This window comes from Caballeronia sp. PC1 (assembly GCF_021353155.1).
Classification (GTDB): domain Bacteria; phylum Pseudomonadota; class Gammaproteobacteria; order Burkholderiales; family Burkholderiaceae; genus Caballeronia; species Caballeronia cordobensis.
This window is the reverse complement of record NZ_JAJUBH010000004.1, coordinates 342,827-365,557: the sequence shown is the minus strand read 5'-3', so window position 1 is coordinate 365,557 and position 22,731 is coordinate 342,827. Positions and strand designations below refer to the sequence as shown.

General features: G+C 59.5%; 21 protein-coding genes, 7 pseudogenes and 1 other annotated feature. Of the genes and pseudogenes, 15 read left to right on the top strand and 13 right to left on the bottom strand.

The window, feature by feature from the left end:
* Positions 1-28: 28 nt before the first annotated feature.
* From LY284_RS34945 to LY284_RS34930, 4 genes and pseudogenes are all read right to left on the bottom strand, one after another.
* Positions 29-712, bottom strand: coding sequence for an HD domain-containing protein (locus LY284_RS34945; protein ID WP_233391645.1), 684 nt, complete (start codon positions 710-712; stop codon positions 29-31).
* A 130-nt stretch (positions 713-842) separates the two neighbouring features.
* The gene (locus LY284_RS34940) at positions 843-1,298 is read right to left on the bottom strand and encodes a carboxymuconolactone decarboxylase family protein (protein ID WP_233391643.1); all 456 of its coding nucleotides are present in this window, start codon (positions 1,296-1,298) and stop codon (positions 843-845) included.
* 24 nt (positions 1,299-1,322) lie between these two features.
* Positions 1,323-1,738: pseudogene (locus LY284_RS34935) on the bottom strand (cupin domain-containing protein).
* Between the two features lie 116 nt (positions 1,739-1,854).
* Positions 1,855-3,264, bottom strand: coding sequence for a PLP-dependent aminotransferase family protein (locus LY284_RS34930; RefSeq protein ID WP_233391641.1), 1,410 nt, complete (start codon positions 3,262-3,264; stop codon positions 1,855-1,857).
* Between the two features lie 184 nt (positions 3,265-3,448).
* Between LY284_RS34930 and LY284_RS34925 the strand changes: the two genes are divergently transcribed.
* Together LY284_RS34925 and LY284_RS34920 are read left to right on the top strand one after the other, a co-directional pair.
* A complete protein-coding gene (locus tag LY284_RS34925; RefSeq protein ID WP_008344471.1) occupies positions 3,449-4,108 on the top strand; it encodes an HD domain-containing protein in 660 nt (219 codons plus the stop codon).
* A gap of 51 nt (positions 4,109-4,159) precedes the next feature.
* Positions 4,160-4,882 carry an SDR family oxidoreductase gene (locus LY284_RS34920; protein WP_233391639.1) on the top strand — a complete coding sequence of 241 codons (723 nt, stop codon included), beginning with the start codon at positions 4,160-4,162 and terminating at the stop codon, positions 4,880-4,882.
* Positions 4,883-5,378: 496 nt separating this feature from the next.
* Here the strand turns inward: LY284_RS34920 and LY284_RS38895 are convergent, their stop codons facing one another.
* From LY284_RS38895 to LY284_RS34910, 3 genes are all read right to left on the bottom strand, one after another.
* Positions 5,379-5,501, bottom strand: a complete 123-nt coding sequence (locus tag LY284_RS38895; RefSeq protein ID WP_255725279.1) for a hypothetical protein — start codon at positions 5,499-5,501, stop codon at positions 5,379-5,381.
* A 260-nt stretch (positions 5,502-5,761) separates the two neighbouring features.
* On the bottom strand, positions 5,762-6,205 hold the full coding sequence (locus LY284_RS34915; RefSeq protein ID WP_233391637.1) for a hypothetical protein: 444 nt from the start codon (positions 6,203-6,205) through the stop codon (positions 5,762-5,764).
* Positions 6,206-6,594: 389 nt separating this feature from the next.
* Positions 6,595-7,458 carry a LysR family transcriptional regulator gene (locus LY284_RS34910; RefSeq protein ID WP_233391635.1) on the bottom strand — a complete coding sequence of 288 codons (864 nt, stop codon included), beginning with the start codon at positions 7,456-7,458 and terminating at the stop codon, positions 6,595-6,597.
* 106 nt (positions 7,459-7,564) lie between these two features.
* On the opposite strand from LY284_RS34910, the gene LY284_RS34905 reads away from it, so the two are divergent.
* The 5 genes and pseudogenes from LY284_RS34905 to LY284_RS34885 form a co-directional block, all read left to right on the top strand.
* Positions 7,565-8,539 (top strand): HPP family protein, encoded by a 975-nt coding sequence (locus LY284_RS34905; protein WP_233391633.1) that lies wholly within the window; start codon positions 7,565-7,567, stop codon positions 8,537-8,539.
* An 11-nt stretch (positions 8,540-8,550) separates the two neighbouring features.
* Entirely contained in the window at positions 8,551-9,087 is a 537-nt protein-coding gene (locus tag LY284_RS34900; protein ID WP_233391632.1) for a carboxymuconolactone decarboxylase family protein, read from the top strand.
* Positions 9,088-9,383: 296 nt separating this feature from the next.
* Positions 9,384-10,529, top strand: a complete 1,146-nt coding sequence (locus LY284_RS34895; protein WP_233391630.1) for a CynX/NimT family MFS transporter — start codon at positions 9,384-9,386, stop codon at positions 10,527-10,529.
* Positions 10,530-10,602: 73 nt separating this feature from the next.
* The gene (locus tag LY284_RS34890) at positions 10,603-11,598 is read left to right on the top strand and encodes an MBL fold metallo-hydrolase (RefSeq protein ID WP_233391628.1); all 996 of its coding nucleotides are present in this window, start codon (positions 10,603-10,605) and stop codon (positions 11,596-11,598) included.
* A gap of 230 nt (positions 11,599-11,828) precedes the next feature.
* Positions 11,829-12,344 (top strand): annotated as a pseudogene (locus LY284_RS34885) (transposase); the annotation flags it as partial.
* A 33-nt stretch (positions 12,345-12,377) separates the two neighbouring features.
* On the opposite strand, the pseudogene LY284_RS34880 reads toward LY284_RS34885, so the two are convergent.
* From LY284_RS34880 to LY284_RS34870, 3 genes and pseudogenes are all read right to left on the bottom strand, one after another.
* Positions 12,378-12,878: pseudogene (locus LY284_RS34880) on the bottom strand (IS3 family transposase); the annotation flags it as partial.
* Positions 12,879-12,960: 82 nt separating this feature from the next.
* Positions 12,961-14,493: a group II intron reverse transcriptase/maturase gene (gene ltrA / locus LY284_RS34875; protein WP_375294334.1), complete on the bottom strand. Its 1,533-nt coding sequence runs from the start codon at positions 14,491-14,493 to the stop codon at positions 12,961-12,963.
* A 666-nt stretch (positions 14,494-15,159) separates the two neighbouring features.
* A pseudogene (locus tag LY284_RS34870) lies at positions 15,160-15,902 on the bottom strand (IS3 family transposase); the annotation flags it as partial.
* Positions 15,505-15,621 (bottom strand) — a sequence feature (AL1L pseudoknot). Its footprint overlaps the pseudogene before it by 117 nt.
* Before the next feature lie 72 nt (positions 15,903-15,974).
* Here LY284_RS34870 and LY284_RS34865 point away from each other — a divergent pair.
* The 3 genes and pseudogenes from LY284_RS34865 (at position 15,975) to LY284_RS34860 (ending at position 16,896) form a co-directional block, all read left to right on the top strand.
* A complete protein-coding gene (locus LY284_RS34865; protein WP_045462502.1) occupies positions 15,975-16,289 on the top strand; it encodes a transposase in 315 nt (104 codons plus the stop codon).
* Positions 16,286-16,555 (top strand): annotated as a pseudogene (locus tag LY284_RS39435) (IS3 family transposase); the annotation flags it as partial. The gene LY284_RS34865 and the pseudogene LY284_RS39435, both read left to right, overlap by 4 nt.
* A gap of 62 nt (positions 16,556-16,617) precedes the next feature.
* The gene (locus tag LY284_RS34860; protein WP_233391617.1) at positions 16,618-16,896 is read left to right on the top strand and encodes a DDE-type integrase/transposase/recombinase; all 279 of its coding nucleotides are present in this window, start codon (positions 16,618-16,620) and stop codon (positions 16,894-16,896) included.
* On the opposite strand, the gene LY284_RS34855 is transcribed toward LY284_RS34860, so the two are convergent.
* Positions 16,890-18,242, bottom strand: a complete 1,353-nt coding sequence (locus LY284_RS34855; protein WP_233392076.1) for an IS30 family transposase — start codon at positions 18,240-18,242, stop codon at positions 16,890-16,892. The two genes, LY284_RS34860 and LY284_RS34855, sit on opposite strands and share 7 nt — an antisense overlap.
* Before the next feature lie 41 nt (positions 18,243-18,283).
* Between LY284_RS34855 and LY284_RS39430 the strand changes: the two genes are divergently transcribed.
* On the top strand, positions 18,284-18,712 hold the full coding sequence (locus tag LY284_RS39430; RefSeq protein ID WP_375294333.1) for a transposase: 429 nt from the start codon (positions 18,284-18,286) through the stop codon (positions 18,710-18,712).
* Positions 18,713-18,743: 31 nt separating this feature from the next.
* Here the strand turns inward: LY284_RS39430 and LY284_RS34845 are convergent, their stop codons facing one another.
* Positions 18,744-18,899: a hypothetical protein gene (locus tag LY284_RS34845; RefSeq protein WP_233391615.1), complete on the bottom strand. Its 156-nt coding sequence runs from the start codon at positions 18,897-18,899 to the stop codon at positions 18,744-18,746.
* A gap of 90 nt (positions 18,900-18,989) precedes the next feature.
* Between LY284_RS34845 and LY284_RS34840 the strand changes: the two genes are divergently transcribed.
* The 4 genes and pseudogenes from LY284_RS34840 (at position 18,990) to LY284_RS34825 (ending at position 22,159) form a co-directional block, all read left to right on the top strand.
* Positions 18,990-19,520 (top strand): hypothetical protein, encoded by a 531-nt coding sequence (locus LY284_RS34840; RefSeq protein WP_233391613.1) that lies wholly within the window; start codon positions 18,990-18,992, stop codon positions 19,518-19,520.
* Between the two features lie 660 nt (positions 19,521-20,180).
* Positions 20,181-21,038: pseudogene (locus LY284_RS34835) on the top strand (oxidoreductase).
* 97 nt (positions 21,039-21,135) lie between these two features.
* Positions 21,136-21,927 (top strand): LLM class flavin-dependent oxidoreductase, encoded by a 792-nt coding sequence (locus LY284_RS34830; RefSeq protein WP_233391610.1) that lies wholly within the window; start codon positions 21,136-21,138, stop codon positions 21,925-21,927.
* A complete protein-coding gene (locus LY284_RS34825) occupies positions 21,893-22,159 on the top strand; it encodes a hypothetical protein (RefSeq protein ID WP_233391609.1) in 267 nt (88 codons plus the stop codon). The genes LY284_RS34830 and LY284_RS34825 overlap by 35 nt, the downstream gene beginning before the upstream one ends.
* A gap of 11 nt (positions 22,160-22,170) precedes the next feature.
* Here LY284_RS34825 and LY284_RS34820 read toward each other — a convergent pair.
* Positions 22,171-22,725: pseudogene (locus tag LY284_RS34820) on the bottom strand (substrate binding domain-containing protein); the annotation flags it as partial.
* Between the last annotated feature and the right edge of the window lie 6 nt (positions 22,726-22,731).

Below are 22,731 nucleotides of genomic sequence, written 5' to 3'. Positions count from 1 at the left end.
GACGGCGCGGACGATGGTCGACCGGCAACTACACATGTTGATGCGTGGGATCTTGACAAATGCAAGCGTAGTGCGAGTCGTTCCAAGCGTTGCCAAGGATGATGTTGCAGAAGTTCATCCGGCGGAAACTCGGGTCCTTGAGCGCGAGGACGTCGTCGTTCGCCGTACCGAAGGTCGAATCGGGTCGATGCTTCATTCCCTCGTTGAACGCATCGATGAGTCGCTCCTTGAAGTCTTCTCCGCGAGGGTGAGCGTTGACCACCAGCAAGCGCTGCTCTTCGGTGAATTCGTCGTAGGCAAAGCCGAGGACGTCCATTTCAACGCCTGCCGTCACCAGTTGAACCACAGGCTTTTTGAATTGCGGAATACCGGGGGTTGTGTGCAACGCTATGGCGTCCCATACCAGATCGATTTCGTCTTCGGGAACGCGATGATTGCGAAGGAAGCGTCGAGCGGCGTTCGCGCTATCAACCTCGAACCGGTTCTGGGACGTGCGGAATTGCGCTGTGAGCCCGATGTCATGGAACATCGCACCGATGTAAAGAAGTTCAGGATCGTATTTCAGCTGCTTGCGCTCCCCTGTCAGAGCGCCAAAAAGAAAGACGCGAGTCGAGTGATGGAAAAGCAGTTCTGACTCTGTGTCGCGGATGAGCTCGGTGGCCTCACGTGCCATCGCGCTGTCGGGAATCTTGATGCCTGCGATGATCGTCATGCTGATGACTCCAAGGATACTTGCTCGCGCCGTCGAATTCGCTAGCGGAGAACCGCATCAAAAACTGCGTTTAAAAATCGCGCGGTGTGCCGAATTCGAGGCGCTTTTCTGCTGTGCAAACGCGTGGCGGTTACCGTTCCAGCACAGCCTGAGGCGTATTCCGGAAGCTGATTGCCATACGGTTATATGTGTTCATCAGGCTAATGGCGATGGTCAGGTCGACCAGCTCGCGTTCATTGAAGACGGCACGGGCAGCGTCGTACGCCTCGTCCGGCACACCGGTCTGCGCCACCAGCGTGACCGATTCGGCCCACGCGAGTGCTGCACGCTCGCGGTCGTCGAACAGATGGCCCGCTTCCCTCCATGCCTGCACGAGCGCCAGCTTTTCGAGCTTCACGCCTTTTTGGAGGAGATCGCGCGTATGCATGTCGAGGCAATAGGCGCAGTTGTTGATCTGCGACACGCGCAGGTAGACGAGGTCCACGAGAACCGGCGACAGGTCGCTCTGCATGACGTAGCCGTAGACGCCGCCAAGAGCTTTGACGCCGGCGGGCGCAATCTTGGTGTAATCCAGACGATTGCTCATGATGTGACTCCTTAATGAGGTGGTTTACTTGATAGGTGTAGTCAGGGCTTGGGCGTTGCTGTCCGCGATGAAGACGGCGAGCAATTTTGCAGGCTTTGTTGTGCTCGCATTGCGGCTTATGCGTGAACTGCGCCTGGCTCTTCGAAGAAGCTCTCGCCAGCGTGGTAGACGCGCTTCTGGCCGTCATCTACCTGCGACTCAACCTCGCCCGACACGACATAGGCATAGATGAAAGCTGAGTCCGCATGCCTGTGTGCGGATGACGCTGCCCGCGGTGGGTAATCGACGACGACAGCGGTCAACGACTTTCCTGGAACGTTGGGAATGGCGTGCTGAAAGTTCGGTGTGACCGTTTCGGTCCCGCCATGCGCCGACGCCGGCAAGGCGATGGCGAAGACGATGGCTGCGCCGGTAGCTCTCGCGATAGATTGGATGTTCATGATGTCTGCTCCTTTGTGTTGCTCCATTGTCACGCGACGTTGGGGCACGCAAAAGCACCAGGAACGAACAATTTCGATGCACCAAGAAGCGAGCTCGGGCCGGATTCGCTGGTCCGTCAGTGATGCCCGCGGACGATTTCCAAGAGGCGAGAGCAGTTGGCCGCCACCGTTCTTTCATCCAAATTCGTGACGCCGAGCAGCAGGCCCTCTTGCGCGGGCTTGCGTGTGTACCAAGGCGAGAGAGGAACCGGCGCCAACCCGAATAGTCGCGCCCGGGAAGCGATATCCATATCCGATACGGATTGGGGCAGCGCAGCCACCACAGTCATGCCTGCCGCGGTATGGACTCTGATTGATTCAGAAGCCAGTTCATTCAGACAACGAACCAGCGCGGCCTGTCGGGCAGGATAGAGGCGCTTCATACGCCGCAGATGACGGAGATAGTGTCCATCGTGCATGAACTCAGTTACGGCATACTGCACAGATGAAGTTGGTGCAGGCGCGAGGCTCGCCGCGACTTCGCCGAACCGGCGCGCCATGGCGAGCGGAACAACAAGAAATCCCAGACGCAGTGCCGGGCTGATCGTCTTGCTGAAGGTGCCGATGTGAAGTACCCGACCGTCCGGATCGAGCGAGGCGAGTGCCGGTGCGGCCCGTCCTTTCAGCTGCAGCTCACCGAGATAATCGTCTTCGATGATCCAGGCGTCCCGCTGCTTTGCCCAGTCGAGCAGTGCGATACGTCGACGGAGCGACATCGTCATTCCGAGTGGCGCTTGCTGGCCCGGTGTCACCACTGCAAGGGAAGCTTCAGGAGCGATTCGGATGCCTGTGTCGATATCGAGCCCGTCTGCATCCACGGGCACCCCTGCCACGGTCATCCCCGCCAGCCCTAGCGCCGTACGGGTTAGAGGAAAGCCAGGATCTTCTATCCAGGCTTGCCGGCCTTCCATTTGCAGCCCACGAATCGCTAGGTTGAGCGCGCCGGCAAATCCTGCTGTGACGAATACTTGCGAAGGACTGCATCGAAGCCCGCGTGAGACGGCAAGATACGACGCGATCTCCTGTCGCAACTCCGGCTCGCCTCTCGGATCAGGATAGCAGACGGGAGCCGCTGCAGCCCGGCGCGCCGCACGTGACTGAATACGCGACCACAGCTTGAACGGAAAGGCGTCCTGGGAGGGCACGCCCGTCTGAAACGCCAAAGGCGCCGTGCTGAAGTCGTAAAAGAGATCCGGGAGCGGTGGTGCGTCCGGCGACCATTTGGTTGTCGCCGGCAAAGGCCGCGCGGCTACCCGAGTGCCCGCCGCGCCCAAACCGATCGCGAACTGCTCGTCGATCAGACGCTCATAGGCGGTCCGCACGGTGCCCCGGGACACCCCCAGTTGGGCAGCCAGATCGGACCAGGAGGGCAGCCGCCCGCCGGCGGCGAGCTGGCCTGACTCGATCGCACTTCGAATTGAGCCGTATATCTGCGCGGACAGCGGGATGCGTCCGGCGCGATCGAGGCTTACAGAAAGCGTTGTCATTGGCCTGATAGTACATTGGAATTCATCAAACTTAGGCCTTTTCCATGACCTATGGGTAGCGTACCTTCCTCGGTGTAGCGCCTCCAGTCACTTCCGGTGCCAGACCAGCCGCCCGCTTCGGGCGGTGCGGAAATCAAGTTTGCGGCAGTAATCGCACGTTCCTCACAGATCGAGTACCTCGAAGATGAAGCAAGATAAAGCAACGACGGCGAACGAAATGCTCGGCATCGTCATTCCCGACAGTCAGCTAGTTAGGGAGGTAGCTCAGCTCATTCGCGACACCGAAAGCGAGCTGCTGTTTAACCACTCGACACGGGTGTACCTATGGGGCGCGCTACTAGGAAAACGAACGAGCGTCGCCTTCGACCCAGAACTGCTGTACGTGGCGGCCATGTTCCACGACATCGGTTTGACGCCGGCCTATCGCGAAAGCGAACTTCGTTTTGAAGTCGACGGCGCTAACGCTGCCCGCGACTTCCTACGCAGCCATCATGTCGACGAGGCGGACGTAGCCAAGGTGTGGACCGCTGTAGCCCTTCATACAACGCCGGGCATACCCGAGCACATGCACGGCGAGATCGCTCTGGTGCAAGCCGGAGCCGGGATGGACGTGGCGGGACGGGGCTTTGATGACTTCACCGAGGAACAGCGCGCGGCGGTAGTCGCACGCTTTCCGCGTGGTGCTAATTTTGCCGACAAGATGATCGATGCCTTCCACGACGGCATGAAGCATCGCCCGGGCACTACGTTCGGCACGTTCAATGACGATTTCCTGGCGTACAAGGACCCCGGCTTCGAGCGGGTGAACTTGTGCAGCATCATCTTGAATTCCCGTTGGGGCTAACGTCCTTTCGGACCACCGAGTCAACTCTCTTATGCGTTACAGGATTTTCCGATGTTCAAACGTACATTCTTGGTAACGGGCGCCAGCAAGGGCATCGGGCGCGCGTTGTCGAACCGGCTCGCTGCTGACGGGCACCAGGTCGTCGGTCTCGCACGCGGCGCCGACGATTCAAGTTTCCCCGGCACACTGGTCTCCGTCGATCTGACGGACCGAAATGCGACCGCGCATGCACTTGAGCGGTTGGCCCAGCGCTATGCCTTCGATGGCGTCGTTAATAACGCAGGGTTCGTCCGGCTGGCCGGTGTTGAAGCGATCGATCTTGACGATCTCGAAGCGTCCTTCCGCCATAACCTGATTTCTGCCGTGCAGACCGTACAAGCCCTGGTGCCCGGCATGCGGAATCGAGGCTGGGGGCGAATCGTGAACCTCTCCAGCCTTGTCGTCCTTGGCGTGGCCAACCGCACGGCCTACGCGGCGGCGAAGGCCGCGATGATTAGCTTCACGCGCACCTGGGCGCTAGAGCTTGCGCAGACCGGCATTACGGTCAATGCCGTCGCGCCCGGGCCCACCGAGACCGAAATGTTCCGGCAGAACACGCCCACGGGCAGCGAAGCGGAGCAGCGGTTTCTTCCGCTCGTGCCGATGAAGCGGTTCGGCAAGCCTGAGGAATTGGCCGCGGCTTTGGCATTCTTTCTGTCCGAGGATGCGGGCTTTATCACTGGACAAACGTTATTCGTTGACGGTGGCGCGTCGGTGGGTAAGGCGGCCTTCTGATCGCCCAGCTATCATCGTGCTCGAAGTGGCCGGGCGCATTACCGCGCTTCGCTGATACGCTTGAAACGACTTCGCGACCGCTAGCGCGTTAGTGCAAAGATTCACAACTCTCTCCCGGGTTCGTCAACCGCGCTCGACGGAATGACGAAGGCCTATGCCGCTCCAGCGATGGCTGGCTCTTCTATACCCCCAGCGAACGACTGTCACACTTAATCATGGCAGTAGTGTTGACCGGCAGAAGCGGGTCGGATTGGAGCGTTCAGTGCTGACCGTGTCATGCACAAGCGGACCGATAGGGCAGATCGACAAGTCGGCATAACGAGGATCTGCGTCACGGAAGCTGACCTGCGTATCACCGGTCAGCGCTCACCTCGTCGGCAGCCGGAGGCGGTCTGACAGACAGGACAGCGACCTCGCCACCACGACTACGTGCCCTGATCAATCTGGCCGCGGCTACTTTAGACCAAATGTGACAATCGGCATTCGTGGAGACCAATCAGCCAGTTTCGGCCTCGACGACATCACCGGAATCGTCACGGTTGAGCTTCTGAACCGAAGTCAGCCCTTCAAGCAGCTGATAATGCGGGAAACTTCCTGGAAGTTCATTTGCATCGTGCATGGTTGCTCGTGAGTGCATTGCGAACCGTCGACGCCGCGTCATCCATTAATGCGTCCGGCTGGCCGAATGTTTGTAGTCACTGGAATGTCGGACGCAACCGCGCGGAAGAAGCCGCAGTCCGGCTTCATGAGAATGCCCCATTCGATGACAATCGCGAATTAGATCTAATCCCGGTGGCGGTGTGACAAGCGACCTTCCGGTCTGAACCGTACCGGGATGACAGCGCGCCGCTTGGGTGCCTCTGATAGCTTTTTGATAGCTCAGGTCGGCCAGGTGTTGCCGGGACAATACCCATCGGCAACCTCCCTCTCTTTTAAACCGAGGGCTTTCGCGACCTCCTTCTTTGTGGCGTACCGGGCGGTAGTGTGCAGTTGAGTGATGCCTTGGCGCATTCGCCCTATGCCGTATGCACCCTTCTCGTTTTCCTTGACGATGACGTGCGCGGGATGATGCTTCTCCCCTTTGAAGTCTTCCGACTCGAAATTGATAAGCTGACGCGTTTTGATGTTGATTTCGGCGGTTTTATCGAAATCGTAGGCCACCAAAAAAGCATTGGCGGAAATTGCCTTGCCCGGTCGATAGGACTCCTTGAGGTCAAACACCCACATCGCTGACCCATTATGCGACATGAGCTTGTTCGCAACCGCAGCGGGTGCATGCTGCTTGGGGACCCAGCGATACAAACTCCATTTGTTGGTCGCCATTACAATCTCCGCGAGTGTGATCGGACTCAAGCGTATGTACCGACCAGATATCAGATGCTTCTTATAACGGTTGGCCAGCCGGTTTATTCCGTATCTCATGCGGCGGCTCGAGATCTTGGATTTCGCGACAATCCGAATGTGAATCGAGAGCGGATATTGAGACTGATCGGAAACCGGCTCCCAGGAAGCGCAAGTTCATCGATTCTTCCTTCCGGGCGGTGAGTCCTCAGATTCCGATGCGGAACGCTGTGTTGTCCCGCTGTCCCGATCGACCTGTACGAAAAGGAACCTCCGCATCTGATGCAGAATCACGGATGATATCAACTGCCGATATCCGAAAAATAATTTTCGATTCGATGTGCTCAAGCTCGCGCTTACGATTGAGCCGTCTACGCAAAGGCTGGATTGTCGGCTACCGTCTTCACCAGAAAATCCATGACCGCCCGTATCTGCGGCGCACGGCGCAGATCCCGATGCACGGCCATCCAGATGTCTCGTGAGAACGCAGGGCCGACGTGCGTCAAGCGCTCCAGCTTCGCGTCGGCATTCGCGAGGAAATCAGGCAGGCCCGCCACGCCGGCGCCTGCCCGCGCCGCTACCAGATGGCCATTGATATCGCTAATTTCGCACGCTATCGGCCGCTTGCCGGCAATGCTCATCAACCATGTCTGCTGTGCTACGCCCTCGAAGCCGGCGTCGTAGGCAATGAACTCCCACGCAGACGCGTCGCGCAAATGCGGATAGTCCTTGCTTGCGTACAGACCGAACGACACGCGCCCCAGCTTTCGCGCAACGCTGTTGGGTTCTTCGGGTCGAGCCAGCCGCAGGACGACATCCGCCTCCCTTCGGCTGAGGGAAACCCGACGTGCGTCGCCCGAAACCGACAGTTGCACGCCAGGATTGGCGCGACGAAAGACGGCGAGATGCTTCACCAGGAAATTGGCGACCAGCACAGGCGGTGCGCTCAGCGTGACCTTGCCGCTCAAAGGCGAACGGCTCGCGTCGAGGAATCGTTCGATAGCATGCGCGCCTTCTTCCATTTCCTGCGCCAGTTCAAACACGCGCTGCCCGATCGGCGTGAGCGTGCACGCCTTCGGCTGACGTTCGATCAGGCGGGTGTCGATCTCGCTCTCCAACGCGCTCAATCTTCGACTGACGGTCGCGTGGTCGACCTTGAGGCAGCGGGCAGCGCCCGATAGCGTCCCGATGCGAGCGACAGCCAGGAAATAGCGAAGGTTCTCCCAATCGGGCATCTGTGCAATTTCTCAAGGTTGGATTGCGGATCTGAGGATATTCGCACATTTTCAACTGCTCTATCATCAGGCCACTTTAGCCGATAGGGTCTCATTCCTGATGAGCATGTCCGCACGCCACGACAGGCAAAGCGCGATCGCCGATGCATCGATACTGGGCGCCGCGCTTTCGATCGTGCTTCTGGCAGTAGTCGCGAAAGCGGCCATTGTGACGGGCGCGTTCTACGTGCTTTTCCCCGAACTGGCCGCGTTGAGCTACGACGTGTTCACGCGTCCATCGGGCACGTGGGCGCGCGCGCCCATCATGCTGGCGACGACTCCCGCCTTGACGGCGGCGATGGGCACTGTCGTCACGCAAGTCATGACGTACGGCCTGTGGTCGGTGGCAATCACCATTGCCGGCGCAATCCTGATCATCGGTCTGCTGCGTTCGCCCATCATGCCGTCCATTTCCGCAGCGTTTCTGCCGGTCGTGTTCGGGATCACGAGTTGGTGGTACCCCATCTCCATCGCTGCCGTGACGATCCTTCTGGCGCTCGTCTCTACGATCTACGGCCGTGTATTGACTTCGGATGACAATCGTCACGCACCCGCGCTCGCCGCCGTCGCGCAAGCCGATGATTCCGGGCGAGGAGCCACGCTCAGGAAGTGGACGCGCGTCTGCTGTTTCATCGCGTGTCTGTTGCTGGTGTATGGACTCGCAGCCGCTACCGGTCTGCGGCTGGTCCTGTTTCCCCCGCTTGTGATGATCGCATTCGAAATCTTCATCCACGGCAATCTCCGTCCATGGGCAAAGCGGCCCCTGACGTTGCCGCCAGTCTGCACGATCACCGCAGGCGTGGGCCTTGCCATGGTTCTGATGTTCGGTCCCGGCCCACTGTCCGTCGCGATTTCCCTGGCGGCCGGAATCCTGACGTTGCGTGTGCTGCGATTTCACTTTCCGCCCGCTTTGGCCGTGAGCCTTCTGCCGCAAATCATGCCGCAAGCCGATTGGCGTTTCGTGCTCGCCATCGCGGTGGGTACGTCGACGCTTGCCGGTGTATTTCTGCTCGCACGCCTTCGCATATTTCCCACTCCCTGAAAGAAACTTTGATGCCTCGTCTCCATACCATCGCAATGTCAGAAGCCACAGGCCACGCCGCCGAGCTATTCCAACGAGTCACCGCGACTGTCGGCAAGGTGCCGAATTCATACATCGGAATCGGCGCGAACAGTCCGGTTGCACTGGAGGCAGTGCTGAGTCTCGAAGCGTCGCTTAAAAGATGTAGCCTTAGCGTGCGGGATATCGAAGTCGTAAAACTCGTCGTAAGTGAAACGACGGGCTGCGATTATTGCCTGGCCGCCCACACGCTGATGAGCAAAAAAATCGGCCTCACTGCCGACGCGATTGTGGCTTTGCGCCAGGCCAAGCCGTCGGGCGACGCACGCAGCGATGCGTTGGCATCGTTCGTGTCGCATCTGATGACAACGAGCGGCACGGTCAACGCAGATACCGTTACGGCGATCAAACTGGCTGGCCTCACCGATACGCAAATCGTCGATGTCACGATGGCGATAGCCAGCATTGCATTCACCAATCTGTTCAACCGCATCAACAATACGACGCTCGACTTCCCCGCAGCGGACTAAAGCAAACGGCGACGTTAGCGATTGAAAAAGTGCTCGCGTCGCCCCTTTACTATTGCCATCCCCTATAGAAACAATAACGAACCAGTCTTGGACACCACCAATCGACTGATGCAGTCTTCGTTTGACGAATCTTCTCTCAGATTGGATGACAAACGGGATTTGACATGTCGGAAACCGCAGAACGGACTACACATCGTTGCAGCGAGGGCCATGCTGGCTCGACAAATCGCTTTCCGAGGGTCGCTCAGTACGCCGGGATCGTTTGCGAAAAACCGCCGAATACCAACGACGCGCTCATGCTCGTCGTCGCGATGATCGTCATTGCGATGGCGCTAAGACCCGGAATCGCGTCGATTGGTCCTGTGCTGCCGCTGATCAGCCGCGCGTTTTCGCTTTCTCATGCAGCAGCGTCCTTGCTGACGACGATTCCTATCCTGCTGATGGGGCTGCTCGCAATCCCGAGCGCATGGATGGCAAAGCGATTTGGAAGAACCAGGGTTCTGTTAGCGTCTCTGGTCGTTCTGCTCGTTTCGATGGTCGCGCGTCCATTCGCCGCGAGCGTCGCGGTTCTATTTCTGGGTACTGTGGGTGTGGGAGCCGGAATCGCCGTGGCTGGAACGCTGTTCGCCGGGCTGATCAAGTCGCGCTTTCCAGCAAAGGTCGCGTTGATGATGAGCCTCTATGCGACCGCGCTGGCGTTCAGTAGCACCGTCTCTGCTGCCGCGACGGGCACCGTCGCGGCATTGTCAGGCGCCAACGGCTGGCGGCTGGGGACGGGCATCTGGACGCCCGTCGCGTTGATCGCGACAGGTGCAGCGCTTGTCATATTGATTCAGGAAAAGCCTCAGGTCCAGCGCGCCACGCCCAGGGCTACGCGCGGCGCGCCGTTGCCGCTAACCAGCCGGTCGGCGTGGCTAATTGCATTGTTCTTTGCCTGCGATAACTTTCTGTTCTTCGCATTCCTGGCGTGGCTTGCACCGATATACATCGAGCGAGGATTTTCCGCTGTATCGGCCAGTCTGTTGCTCGCAACGTTCACGATCTCGTTCACCCTTGCGATTCCGGTATTCGGTTCGCTGAGCCGCGCCCGGGACCGGCGGGGATGGCTCGCGGCTTGTGCGGCGCTCATGGGAATCGGGACGCTGGCGCTGGCAGTGCGCCCGCTAATCATGCCTCATGTTTGGGTCGCCGTTGCTGCATTCGGCCTGGGAGGCGGCTTTACGCTCGGCATGACGTTGCCGCTTGATAACGTCCACGCACCCGATGAAGTCGAGTCTTGGAACGCATTTGTCATGACAGTCGGCTACCTGGTGGCCGCCGCCGGGCCTCTCGTAGTCGGTGCACTGCGAGATTTCACGGGTTCCTTTAGCGCCCCGATCTGCCTTGCTTTCATCATCGCAGTCGTAACGCTGGCGCTGACGCCATTCCTCGCACCTCGCTAATACGCCCCACAGCACAAAGGAAGTTGCACGTTATCAGGACAGTCGATTTGCTTAGCCAAACAAAGGAAGCAACATGAAACCACACCTAAAGCTCGAATCAATCTTGAAACGATCGACCAGGTTGTTACTTATACCGATCTCCATTGCCGCGGTCTCACTACTGGCCTCCCAGCCGGCGCTATCTTCCGGCAGAGAAACTGGGACGCCCGATGACTATTTCCATACGGGTGCAGGCGCTCGATACCTGCGACGTGCTGATTCGGATCTCACCATTGAGCCTTTGCGCGGGAACATCTCGGTGGTGATGGGCTCCGGTGGCAACATTACCGTTCTGTCCGGAAAGGAAGGCAAGTTCCTCGTCGACGCCGGCATCAGCAAGTCACAAGCAAAGCTGCAGGCGGCATTCGACAACATCAGCCCGACACCGCTGAAATATGTGGTGAACACGCACTGGCACTGGGATCACACCGATGGCGATGGATGGATGCATGCGACTGGGGCCACCATCATTTCGCACGCGAATACGCTGAAGCATCTGAGCGAAACGACACACGTCAATGCATGGAACTGGACTTTCTACCCGGTTTCAGTGGGAGCCCGCCCGACGCTATTGGTCAATCACAAGAAGACCTTCACATTCGCAGGTACCAAAATCGACGCGGAAAACTTCGGCGGTGGTCATACCGACGGCGACTTATGGGTCTATTTCAGGAAGGCGGATGTACTCGCATTGGGAGACACCTTCTGGAATGGCATCTACCCATATATCGACAACGAAGACGGCGGCAACATTGACGGCGCGATCCATTGGGCCAACGAGGCTGTCGCGCGCACCACCGATCGCACGATCGTCATTCCCGGTCACGGACCTGTCGGCACGCGCGCTCAGTTGATCGAATTCCGCGACATGCTGGTCGCCGTCCGCAACAACGTGGCCGCGCTGAAGCAAAAGGGAAAATCGCTCGACGAAATCGTCGCTGCCAAACCTACGGCCGTCTTCGATGCCAAATGGGGCAATTTCGTGTTCAACGGCGATCAGTTCACGAAGATGGTGTACGCGGGTCTATAGGCGGGTCTACGGGCATGCGCTGTGCCGCAGCGATACATGTGCGGTTCGGCTCATGTGCGCTGCTCGGGATATCGCTGACGACATATCGTCGGGCGCCGGTATGGAATGGCCGTTCCAGGCGACTACCTGCCCCTAGAATCGAGACGGGCCGACCGGCAGTAACGGGTCGAGCCTGTGAAAAAACGCGTTGATTGCCTATAGTTAGTCAACACGTCTTTCGATGGTGGCCCATGAAGAGATTCATTGAAGGCGCGGCGCGCGATCAAGTCGCACTGCTACCTGAGTGTCTCGACGACTACGTCGATGCCGATAACGCTGTACGAGTGGTAGACGTGTTTGTTGATGAGCTTGATCTAATAGGTCTTGGCTTCGAGCGGGCCTCGCCCTCGTTGGTGGGCAGACCGGCATATCATCCATCAACCTTGCTCAAGCTTTACATCTACGGGTACTTGAATCGAATTCAATCGAGTCGCCGCCTCGAGCGCGAAGCACGACGGAATCTTGAATTGATCTGGTTGACAGGCCGGCTGGCGCCTGACTTCAAGACCATCGCGGACTTTCGGAAGGACAACGGCGTTGCGATCCGCAAAGTCTGCCGCGAGTTTGTGTTGCTTTGCCGCCGGTTAAAGCTATTCGCAGACGCGACCGTTGCTATCGACGGCAGCAAATTCAAGGCAGTCAACAACCGTGACAAGAACTTTACCGACCGCAAGCTCCAGGCTCGCACGGAGCAACTGGAACAAAGTGAACCGCACCGGGAATCGTGGAGGCCGGTTGGGTTAAGTTAATGCGGGCATGTCAGCGGCACTTCGGAGTTGCCTGTAGTAGTGTGCCTCAGCCTCAGCGGGAGGGATATAGCCGAGTGGTTCCATCAGCCGACAGTTGTTGTACCACGCGACCCATTCCAGAGTTGCGAGTTCGACAGATTCGCGTGTCTTCCACGGGGCGCGCCGATGAATCAGCTCTGTCTTGTACAGGCCGTTGATCGTTTCAGCCAGCGCGTTATCGTAGCTGTCGCCACGGCTGCCGACGGACGGCTCGATAGCCGCTTCGGCTAACCGTTCGCTGTACCGAATGCTGACATATTGGGACCCCCTATCGGAGTGATGTATAAGGGTCCCGTCCTCGCCTGGTTGGCGTGCGTACAGCGCCTGTTCAAGCGCGTCAAGAACGAAGTCCGTAGTCATCGAGGAACTGACCCGCCAGCCGACGATGCGGCGGGCGAATACATCGATGACAAACGCCACATACAGCCAGCCCTGCCATGTCGAGAGTGGAGTAAGAGACGGGGCGTAGTCGAGCTATTTCCTGCCTCTCCTCCCCGAACCGGACTTGCACCTCTCGGCGCATCCGGCTCTCCATTCAAGCGTTGCTCATAGCAAAGGCGACATCGGCATAGCGCGACTCGATGGTGCTGCGTGTCTCGTCGTGCATGATGTACGGATTTTCCGACGGGCTACGCCACCTGAATTGGCCCTTCCGGCTGGTAACAAGACGCCGAAGCGCCACCGCCCCGTACCAACCCCGACTATTCTGGCCATGAAGCAGCCATGTCTTGGCCTGTCCCGGTTCTGGCGCCCGCACATGATCGCGCATCAGCGACCTGAACCCGCGCCGATACCTGCGCGCGAGCCAATATCCGAACTTCCAGAACACGGTCCGGTCAAGTTTGCTGAACATGGTGGCCGTGTAATCGGTGTATTGATAGAAGGCGGCCCAGCCAGCGATTTGCCGGTTCAGGCTTTCCATCAGGTCCATCCGGTTCATGCCATAGTTGCCCGACAGTTGCTTGACTAACCGCTCGGCGAAACCCCGGTACTTCTCCCACGGGATGGTCGTCACCGGCCGCATGCGGCCGCGTGGTCCACGCTTGCGGATGATGCGGTGACCGAGGAAGACGAAGCCGTCGTTCACGTGTGTGATATGGGTCTTCTCCATATTCAGCGTGAGCTTCAGCTCGCCTTCGAGGAACCCACGGCATGCTTCGCGCACTGCCTCGGCATGTTCGCGTGTTCCCTTGACCACGATCACAAAGTCATCTGCATACCGACAGTAGGCGATAGCTGGTTTCCACTGCCGGTTTTCTCGAACAGTAATCGGACGCTGCTTGAGAATCGCGAAGTTCCACGCCCACCGATCTTTCCGCACCTTCTTGCTCAGATAGTTCCTTTCCATCCACGCATCGAATTCGTGCAGCATGATGTTGGATAACAGGGGCGAGATGACACCGCCCTGGGGAACACCTTCACTCGCGGCACGAAACAGATCACGATCAACGCAACCCGCCTTGATGAACTTCCAGAGCAGAGCAAGGAAACGCTGGTCGGCAATTCGCTTGCGGATTCCCTTCAGAAGAAGACGATGATGAACGGTGTCGAAGTAGCTGGCGAGGTCGCCCTCGATGACCCAGCGTCCGGCGACGCTTTGTTCACCACTGTCCTGCAACTGAAGCTTCACCGTGCGAATTGCGTGATGTACGCTACGGGCAGGTCTGAAGCCATACGAAGCCGGGTGGAAATCGCTCTCCCATATCGGCTCCATCACCATCAGCATGGCCCGTTGCACGATCCGATCCCGCAGGCTCGGAATGCCGAGCGGCCTGAGCTTGCCGTTCGCTTTCGGTATGTACACGCGTCGTGCAGGCAGCGGACTATACGAGCCCGCCAATAGCTCTTCGCGTATCGTTGCCAGTTCATGCTGGAGATTTGCTTCCAACATGCGTCTGTCGACTCCGTCCACGCCCGGCGTGCGAGCCCCGCTGGATGCCAGCGTAATGCGAGCCGCTGCACTCAGCCAATCCCTATCGGCAATCAGTCTCAGGAGTCGATCGAACTTGCGCTCTTTGTTCTCCGTCGACCATGTCGCCAGTTTGCTTTGCATTTCACTGATTATCAAAGGTCTTCACCTCACTGTGGTCAGTTAATCAACCAAGCAAACCACTTCAACTGCCTCCCTTCGCCATGTGACCGGCTTTCCCGGTCTCGGACTACTACGGAGGCTCCGCCAGCTCGCACATCATCGGGGGCACACTTCCTTAACATCTGTGCAAGCCTTCCCCAGTTCACATGCTGGACTCAACGCATGGGCGAGGCTGCCTGTCGCAGTCTTTATCCTTGCTTGCCGCAAGTCGTCGCGAACACCACGGTCTAGCTGCGCGCTCCCCGTGGACCCTTGCTGATCAGCTTACCTGTCCGGTCAGCAATCGTGCCGCCGGGCCATACGTGTGACCGGCGACAGTTCGCGTCCTGCCCGTAAAGCGGTGTGGGCAGGGGTGACATTTCAACCCTCAGATGCGGTTTAACAGGTTCGTGTTCCTCAACCGTCCCATGCTCAGCCTGGAGGCTCATCTTGGCGTAACCGCTTCGCCGCAAGCCCCGTTTCCCACGGACTACGTCACCTTGCCAGTGTCGGCAAGTCACCGCCGCTTCGGCTCACTTCCTCTCGCAGCAGAGAAAGGGCATGCCCCGGTACTGCAACGTCAACTCCTCCGGGGTATTGCATTCCAAACATGCTCAAGCAGCTTCACCCCCATACGGGCGGGCTACGCTGGCTGGGCGTACCATATGTGAAATCCGAAACCCACAGCTGATTCGGCCGGTCTGCCTTGAACTGCCGGTTGACTCGGTCCAGCGGGCGAGGCGCGCTCGTATCGGGGATCGTCGTGCGAAGCCGCTTGCCGCGTACAGCGCCTCGCAAACCCTGCAGCTTCATCAGCCGCGCGACCGTGCAGCGCGCCACCGAAATACCTTCCCGGTTCATCTGCTTCCAGACCTTCGGCACGCCGTAGACCTGCATGTTGGCCTGCCAGACACGCCGGATCTCCGGTTGCAGAGTATCGTCGCGTTTCGCGCGGGCGCAGCGCCTGGACGGATCTCGGAGCTGCGCCGCATGGCGTCGGTAACCCGACGGGGCAATCTGCAGGACCTTGCAGATTGGCTCGACCCCAAAGGTATCGCGATGCTGGTCGACGAAGGCCTTCAGGATTTCAAACGGCGGTCGAGCTCCGCCTGGGCGAAAAACGCGCTCGCGAGCTTGAGAATCTCGTTGGCACGGCGCAGTTCCTTGACCTCGCGCTCGAGGGCCTTGAGGCGCTCGCGCTCTTCTGTAGTTACACCCTCGCGCTCTCCGGCATCAATCTGATCGCGCTTGACCCAATCGTGCAGCGTCTGCGGCGTGCAGCCGATCATTGGTGCAATCGATTCGATCGCTGCCCACATTGACGGATGTTCGCTACGCTGCTCGCGCACCAGACGTACCGCACGCTCGCGAACTTCTGGGGAAAATTTCGTTACCTTCTTGTTCATGGCTCCATTGTCTCAAGATGAGATTGACCCGCCAAAACGGACACCTATCCTTTGGAAAAAGGGGGTGCCAAAATGGGCAAGCATCGAGCACCGTACCCGGCGGAGTTCCGGGCTCATATAGTCGAGCTGGTGAAGGCGGGGCGAACACCCGAGGAGCTTGCGCGAGAGTTCGAGCCTAGTGTGCAGACGATAATCAACTGGGTGGCGCAGGCGGATATTGATGCCGGCGTGCGTCAGGAGGGGTTGACCACGGCTGAGCGCCAAGAACTCACACGTCTGCGCCGCGAGAATCGGCAATTAAAGACGGAGCGCGACATTCTCTCTCACGCCGCAGCCTGGTTCGCCCGCGAGACAGGAGCCGTGTCCTCGAAGGATACGGATTCATGAGAGCAAACCAGGCCCGTTGGCCCATTGCTACGATGGCGCGGCTGCTGGGAGTCTCGACCAGCGGTTACTACGCGTGGCTGGTGCGGGAGCCTTCAAGGCGGTCCCGTAGCGATGCTCAACTACTGACGCGCATTCGTACGCTGCATGCGAGTTCGCGAGGTACGTATGGGGCGCCGCGCATCCATGCGCAACTTGCGCGCGAGGGAGTGCACGTGGGACGCAAGCGAGTCGCGCGCCTGATGCGCATCGCGGACCTACGGGGAGCAAGCCGACGGCGCTGGCCACGTACAACGCGCCAGCGTGCGGGGGGCAGCGTGCGCCGGACCTCGTGCGCCGGCACTTCAATGCTGAAGGGCCCAACATACTGTGGGTCGCAGATGCCACCTACATCCCGACGACAGAAGGCTTTCTCTATCTGGCCGTGGTGCTTGATGTCTTCAGCCGGCGCATCGTCGGCTGGGCGATGTCGAACCACTTGTACACCGAACTGATGTTGCGCGCGCTCGACATGGCCCTCCAGCAGCGACGTCATGAGGGCGTGATTTTGCATTCCGACCAGGGGGGCCCAGGGCGGATTCAACCGGTCGTCGCAACACTCGATTATTGAGCAGAACTCAGGTATTCGTCCAGGGCTTCGGCCGGTGTCTTCCAACCAAGCGTTTTCCGGGGTCTGGAATTCAGTGCATTGGCGACGGCCTGGATCTCTCGAGCGCTCCACCGGGACAGGTCTGTGCCCTTTGGAAAGTATTGCCGCAGAAGGCCGTTCGTGTTCTCGTTCGTGCCGCGCTGCCATGGACTGTGCGGGTCGGCGAAGAATACCTTTACCCCGGACTCAACCGTAAAGCGGGCGTGATCAGATAGTTCTTTTCCACGATCCCAAGTCAATGACCGCCACAACTGGGCAGGCATGTCAGTCACGGTCTTCTTGAGCGCATTGGCCATCGTGACAGCTCCGTAGCCAGCCAGCGCGGGACCGTTCTTCGTTCTGGGCATCAGCCCGTAGCCCTCCTCGCGAGGTAGATGGACGAGCATGGTGAACCGGCTTGTCCGCTCAACCAGCGTTCCGATTGCGGACCGGTTCAGGCCGATGATAAGGTCACCTTCCCAATGCCCTGGCACGGCACGATCCTGCACTTCTGCAGGCCGGCTGGAGATCATCACGTCCTCGCTAACGTGCGCCCAAGCCTTGGCCTGTGCCCGGGCCCTCGGCACGCGCAACGCCCGCCCAGTGCGCAGACAGCTGACCAGCTCGCGCTTGAGAGCACCTCGGCCCTGAATATAGAGAGCCTGGTAAATGGCTTCGTGAGAGATGCGCATGGCTTCATCATCCGGGAAGTCGGTCTGCAGCCGGTTGGAAATCTGTTCAGGCGACCAGCCATTGACCCATTTACGGGCACCGCGATGCGGTTTGTTTCTCCCTTTGAATGGTGCTTGCCGGGGCCCAGAAATCTCACGGCCATCAGCGTCGCGAACCTTGCCCTCCAGACGGTCCTGCACGTAGTGGCGCAGCCGTGGGTTAGTCACCAGTTTCGAAGGTTTAGGTCGTTTGGCAACCAGCTCCGCCTTCCACTGCGCAACCGAAGCCCGATACTCAAGCTGCCCGCCACGCGTTGCAGCGTTACGTGTCAATTCCCGGGAGACCGTTGATGGGCTGCGTCCGATACGACGAGCAATATCGCGCACCCCGACGCCTTGATGCGAAAGTAGTCCAATCTCTTCTCGCTCCGCGAACGACAGGTACCGCCCGGATATCGGGCTCAACATGGAAAGTGGCATGCCGCCATTATGACGGAACCAGCGAGTGCCTACTGCCTGCGACACGCCAACCGCCTCTGCAGCCTTCTCGCTCGTAATACCTGTTGCGATTTGCTCCCAGAATCGCCGCTCGATCTCACGTCGATGCGACGGCGCACCTGGCGAGCGCATCGCTCCTCGCCCTGTCAACTTACGCATCCAGCCCGCTGGTCGTCCCATAAACACCTCCTCGATCAAAGGTGTTGCGACGACCGGTTGAATCCGCCCAATACACATCCATTGCCTTTGGGCGACGCTGCCGCGAAGCCGGCGTGCAGCCGTCGATGGGTACAGCCGGCGACGCGTACGACAATGCGATGTGCGAATCCTTCTTTGGGACGCTTGAAGCAGAGCTCTTGTCGCGCGAACACTTCGCGACCCATGAACAAGCACGGAGGCGCATCTTCTCCTTCTTGGAAGGCTGGTACAACGTACGCCGCCTGCATAGCAGCATCGGCTATTGTTCGCCGCTCGAATTCGAAAACCTGAGCGCGAAGACAAAAACCGCATCACCCTGCGAGTTGCCCACCGACGGGCAGCGTCGTGGTCGTGAGAAGCGACCCGCTGCCCGTCCGTGGACAACCCGCGACTCAACGCTTAAGGGAGGCCGGACCACGACAATTCTTTAACTGCAAATCTGTCCGTCGGAGCGGGTCAATCTCAGCCAGCGTTCAATCCGCCCTCGCCGAACTCGTCAAGCGAGGCCAGCCGATTGATTTCCTGCTGCTCAATGCCGGGTTGGTCCCAGGTAAGAAGCGGGTGATCACTGCGGCAGGCGTCGAGGCTTCTCAAGCCCCGCTCATCGGCCATCATCAATTAACTGTCGGGTTACTCCGCGCCAACCTGCTAAGTCCCAATGCGCGGATCGTTATTGCCAGCGCGGAACCCGCCCGAGGGGGCGTACCCATGTTCAAGTACACGGACGTGACCGCCCTCGCTGCCAGATACCACGGAGGCGACCTGACCGCTGCTATGGAAGCCCTGGTGCGCAACGAGCCGAACGTGAAGTATGTACCCAACAATGCGTATGCCGACGCGAAGCTCATGATCGCCTGGTGGGTTGCGGCACTGGCACGTCGACTATCCCCTGGCATGGCCGTGTTCGCTGTCTCGCCCGGTGCGGCGACCGCCACCAATGTGGGGCGAAACGCTGGCTGGGCGGTGAAATATCTGATGATCCCAATCGTAAACGTCATTCCCGGCATGAATCAGACGCCGGAGACTGCGGCCCGTCGGTACCTTCAGGCGTCGGAGTTCGGCACCGACGTCTCAGGGCAATTCTTCGCCTCGGCTAAAGGGAAATTCACAGGCCCTATTGAGGCGCAGCGCCAGCCGCACCTCCTTGATGGCGCTAATCAGGAAGCCGCGTGGCAGGCGGTCGCCAATGTCTCTGGCGTCAACTGGTCGTACGCGGAATCCTTACGCGCGGTGTCCTGAAAGCGCGGCGGTCGCGGCGAAATCGTCGCAGTTGCCAGAATCAGCGGGCGATTGGGTAGTTACATGATCGCCCACGTGACATACGGTATTTTTGGATCAATGGCAGTGCAAAGTAGCTAAGTGCGGCACGAGCGGCATGGGCTCGCGACAGCGAAGCTGCTCCTCGACGGCCGTTGGCCAGCCGTAGCAGCCGTTCGAGTGTCCGCTCGCGTACGTCGGCGTGTGTCGAAAACTGGCCGTCAAGACTCGTCCGAGCCCCCCGACGCTGGCGATCAACTGCCTCGAACCGCGAATGACCGTAAAGCGGCGCGCTGCAGCCGCACGTCGGATGCGGCGAACGTCGGCAAAGGCCGAAGCTCGCACGCCGGTCATCCGACAGGGTCGGCCATGAAGCGACAACCGCGGCGGTGTGCTGCACGGCCGTTGTAACCTCCATATCGGACACCGCATTTCGGGTGAACGTGTCCCACCCACTGTTGTCGACATTCGCGCAGCCTGCGTCTGGGAAAGACGCATCACGCGTGTCCCTTCGTTCGCGCGATTTTTCCACACGCGGAAAAGTCATTCCATCCATGCCCGTCTAATCAAACCTCCCCGTGACGCCGAGACTTCTCTCTATGCATTTCGTTTCATATCCATCACGAATCACGGAGAAGAGTCATGAACAACGTCACGAACCAGCAGTTCAAACGCGTGTGGTTCATCACCGGCGCGTAGCGCGGTCTGGGCGCGCTCATCGCGCTAGCCGCTCTCGACGACGGTAATGCTGTCGTCGCCACCGGCCGCAACGCCGCCGCGATCGCCGAGAGGCTTGGAGAGTCGCCCGCGTTGCTCACCTTTGCGCTCGACGTGACAAACGAGGCACAGGCGAAGGCGGCGGTCGAAGCCGCGGTCGATAAGTTCGGCCGCATCGACGTACTGGTCAATAACGCGGGCTTCGGGCTGCTCGCGGCCGTCGAGGAATCGAGCGATGCTGAAGTTCGCCGCATCTACGAGACGAACGTTTTCGGGTTGCTCAACGTGACACGCGCCGTGTTGCCGGTGATGCGCAAGCAGCGTTCGGGGCATGTGATCAACACGTCGTCCATCGTCGGTTATCAGGCGGCGGCAGGCGTCGGCGTCTACAGTTCGACGAAATTCGCTGTGGAAGGCATCACCGAAGCGCTGCATGCCGAACTCAAGCCGCTCGGCATTCACGCAACCATGATCGAGCCTGGGTTCTTCCGCACGGACTTTCTGGATGCGTCGTCGCTAGCCGTCGGCAGTACGATCATTGGCGACTATGAAGAGACGTCGGGCAAACTGCGGCAACTCGCAGGCGAGATCAATCATAATCAGCCAGGCGATCCCGCAAAATTGGCAACCGCGATGGTCAGGCTCGTCGATGCAGCGACGCCGCCTGTGCGTTTGCCGCTCGGCACGGACACGCTTAAGGCAGTAGCGGAAAAGAATGCATATGTGACGGCGGAAACGGAAACTTGGAAGGCGCTTTCCGCATCCACCGACTTCCCGGCCTGAGCCGCAAAGAACGAACGGGCAGACCGCGCGCATGCAAGCGCCGTCTGCCCGATTCACATGATGCGGTCATTGCCTTTCGGGCTTGCGCAACACTGATATGAAAAAAATCGGTTTTCTATCGTTTGGCCACTGGTCTGCTTCGTCACACTCGCTTACGCGTTCGGCGTCCGACGTCCTGCTCCAATCCATCGACCTCGCGGTCACCGCCGAGCAACTCGGCGCGGATGGCGCATATTTTCGCGTGCACCATTTCGCGCGCCAGCTCGCGTCACCGTTTCCGTTGCTGGCGGCTGTGGGGGCGAGAACCAGTCGAATCGAAATCGGTACAGCCGTCATCGACATGAGGTATGAGAACCCGCTGTACATGGCCGAAGATGCGGGCGCAGCCGACCTGATCGCCGGTGCACGCCTGCAACTCGGCATCAGCCGCGGCTCGGGCGAACAGGTGGTCGACGGCTGGCGCTATTTCGGCCATGCGCCGGAAGAGAGTGAGACGCACGTCGATTTGGCACGTCGGCACACGGAAGTGTTTTACGAGGTGCTGCGCGGCGAAGGTTTCGCTGAGCCAAATCCCCGCCCGATGTTTGCCAACCCGCCGGGCCTGCTACGCGTCGAGCCCCATTCCGAAGGGTTGCGCGATCGCATCTGGTGGGGCTCGGAATCGGATGCCACCGCGGTATGGGCAGCCGGGATGGGCATGAACCTGCAATGCTCGACACTGAAGAACGACGAGTCGGGCCGTCCGCTCCATGTCCAGCATGGCGGAGCAGATTCGTGCTTACCGGCAGGCGTGGAAGGAAGCCGGCCACGCGCGCGAACCGCGCGTGCCGGTAAGTCGCAGCATCTTCGCGTTGGTGAACGATCGCGACCGCAGGTACTTTGGACGTGACGCGAACAGCGACGACACGATCGGACTGCTGGACGGCAACATCAGGACGATCTTCGGCCGTAGTTATGTGGCAGAGCCGGACGCGCTCGTCAGGCAACTCGCAGCCGACGAGGCGATTGCGGAAGCCGACACGCTACTGTTGACCGTGCCGAACCAGCTAGGCGTGGAGTACTGCGCACACGTGATCGAATCGATCCTTACGCACGTCGCTCCGGCGCTCGGCTGGCGTTAGTACTAATCCCTTCACCGCAACGGCAGCCAAAGCGGCCCGTCCCATGCTTTGAGTGCATCAAGGAACGCCTTGAGTTTCGACGGCATGAAGCGCCGCGTCGGATAGACGGCATGCACGAATAGCTCCGGCGACGCCCAGTCGGGCAGTACCCGCACCAGTTCTCCGCTGGCGATATGCGGGTCGCAATAGCTCGACGGAAGCAGCGCAATGCCGTGCCCGCGGAGGGCGAATGCATGGACAATGTGAAAGTCGCGCGCGGCGACGGGGCCGCTCACGTGCACCTTCGCCGCTTTTCGCCCGCTGACCAGTTGCCATTCCGTTTCGTTGTTGCGGGCGTTGATCAGCACGCAGGGATGCTGGCTCAGCTCGTCGGGCCTCGAGGGGAGGACATGGTTGCGCCCATAGTCGGCCGACGCGACGAGGTGCCGCACGCTTCGTCCCACGCGCTGTGCGACGAGGCTCGAGTCCTGCAATTCACCAAAACGGATAGCAACGTCGACGTTTTCGGCAATCAGGTCGATGAATGCGTTCGTGAAGTACAGGTCCACCTGGATCTGCGGATAGTCATGGCG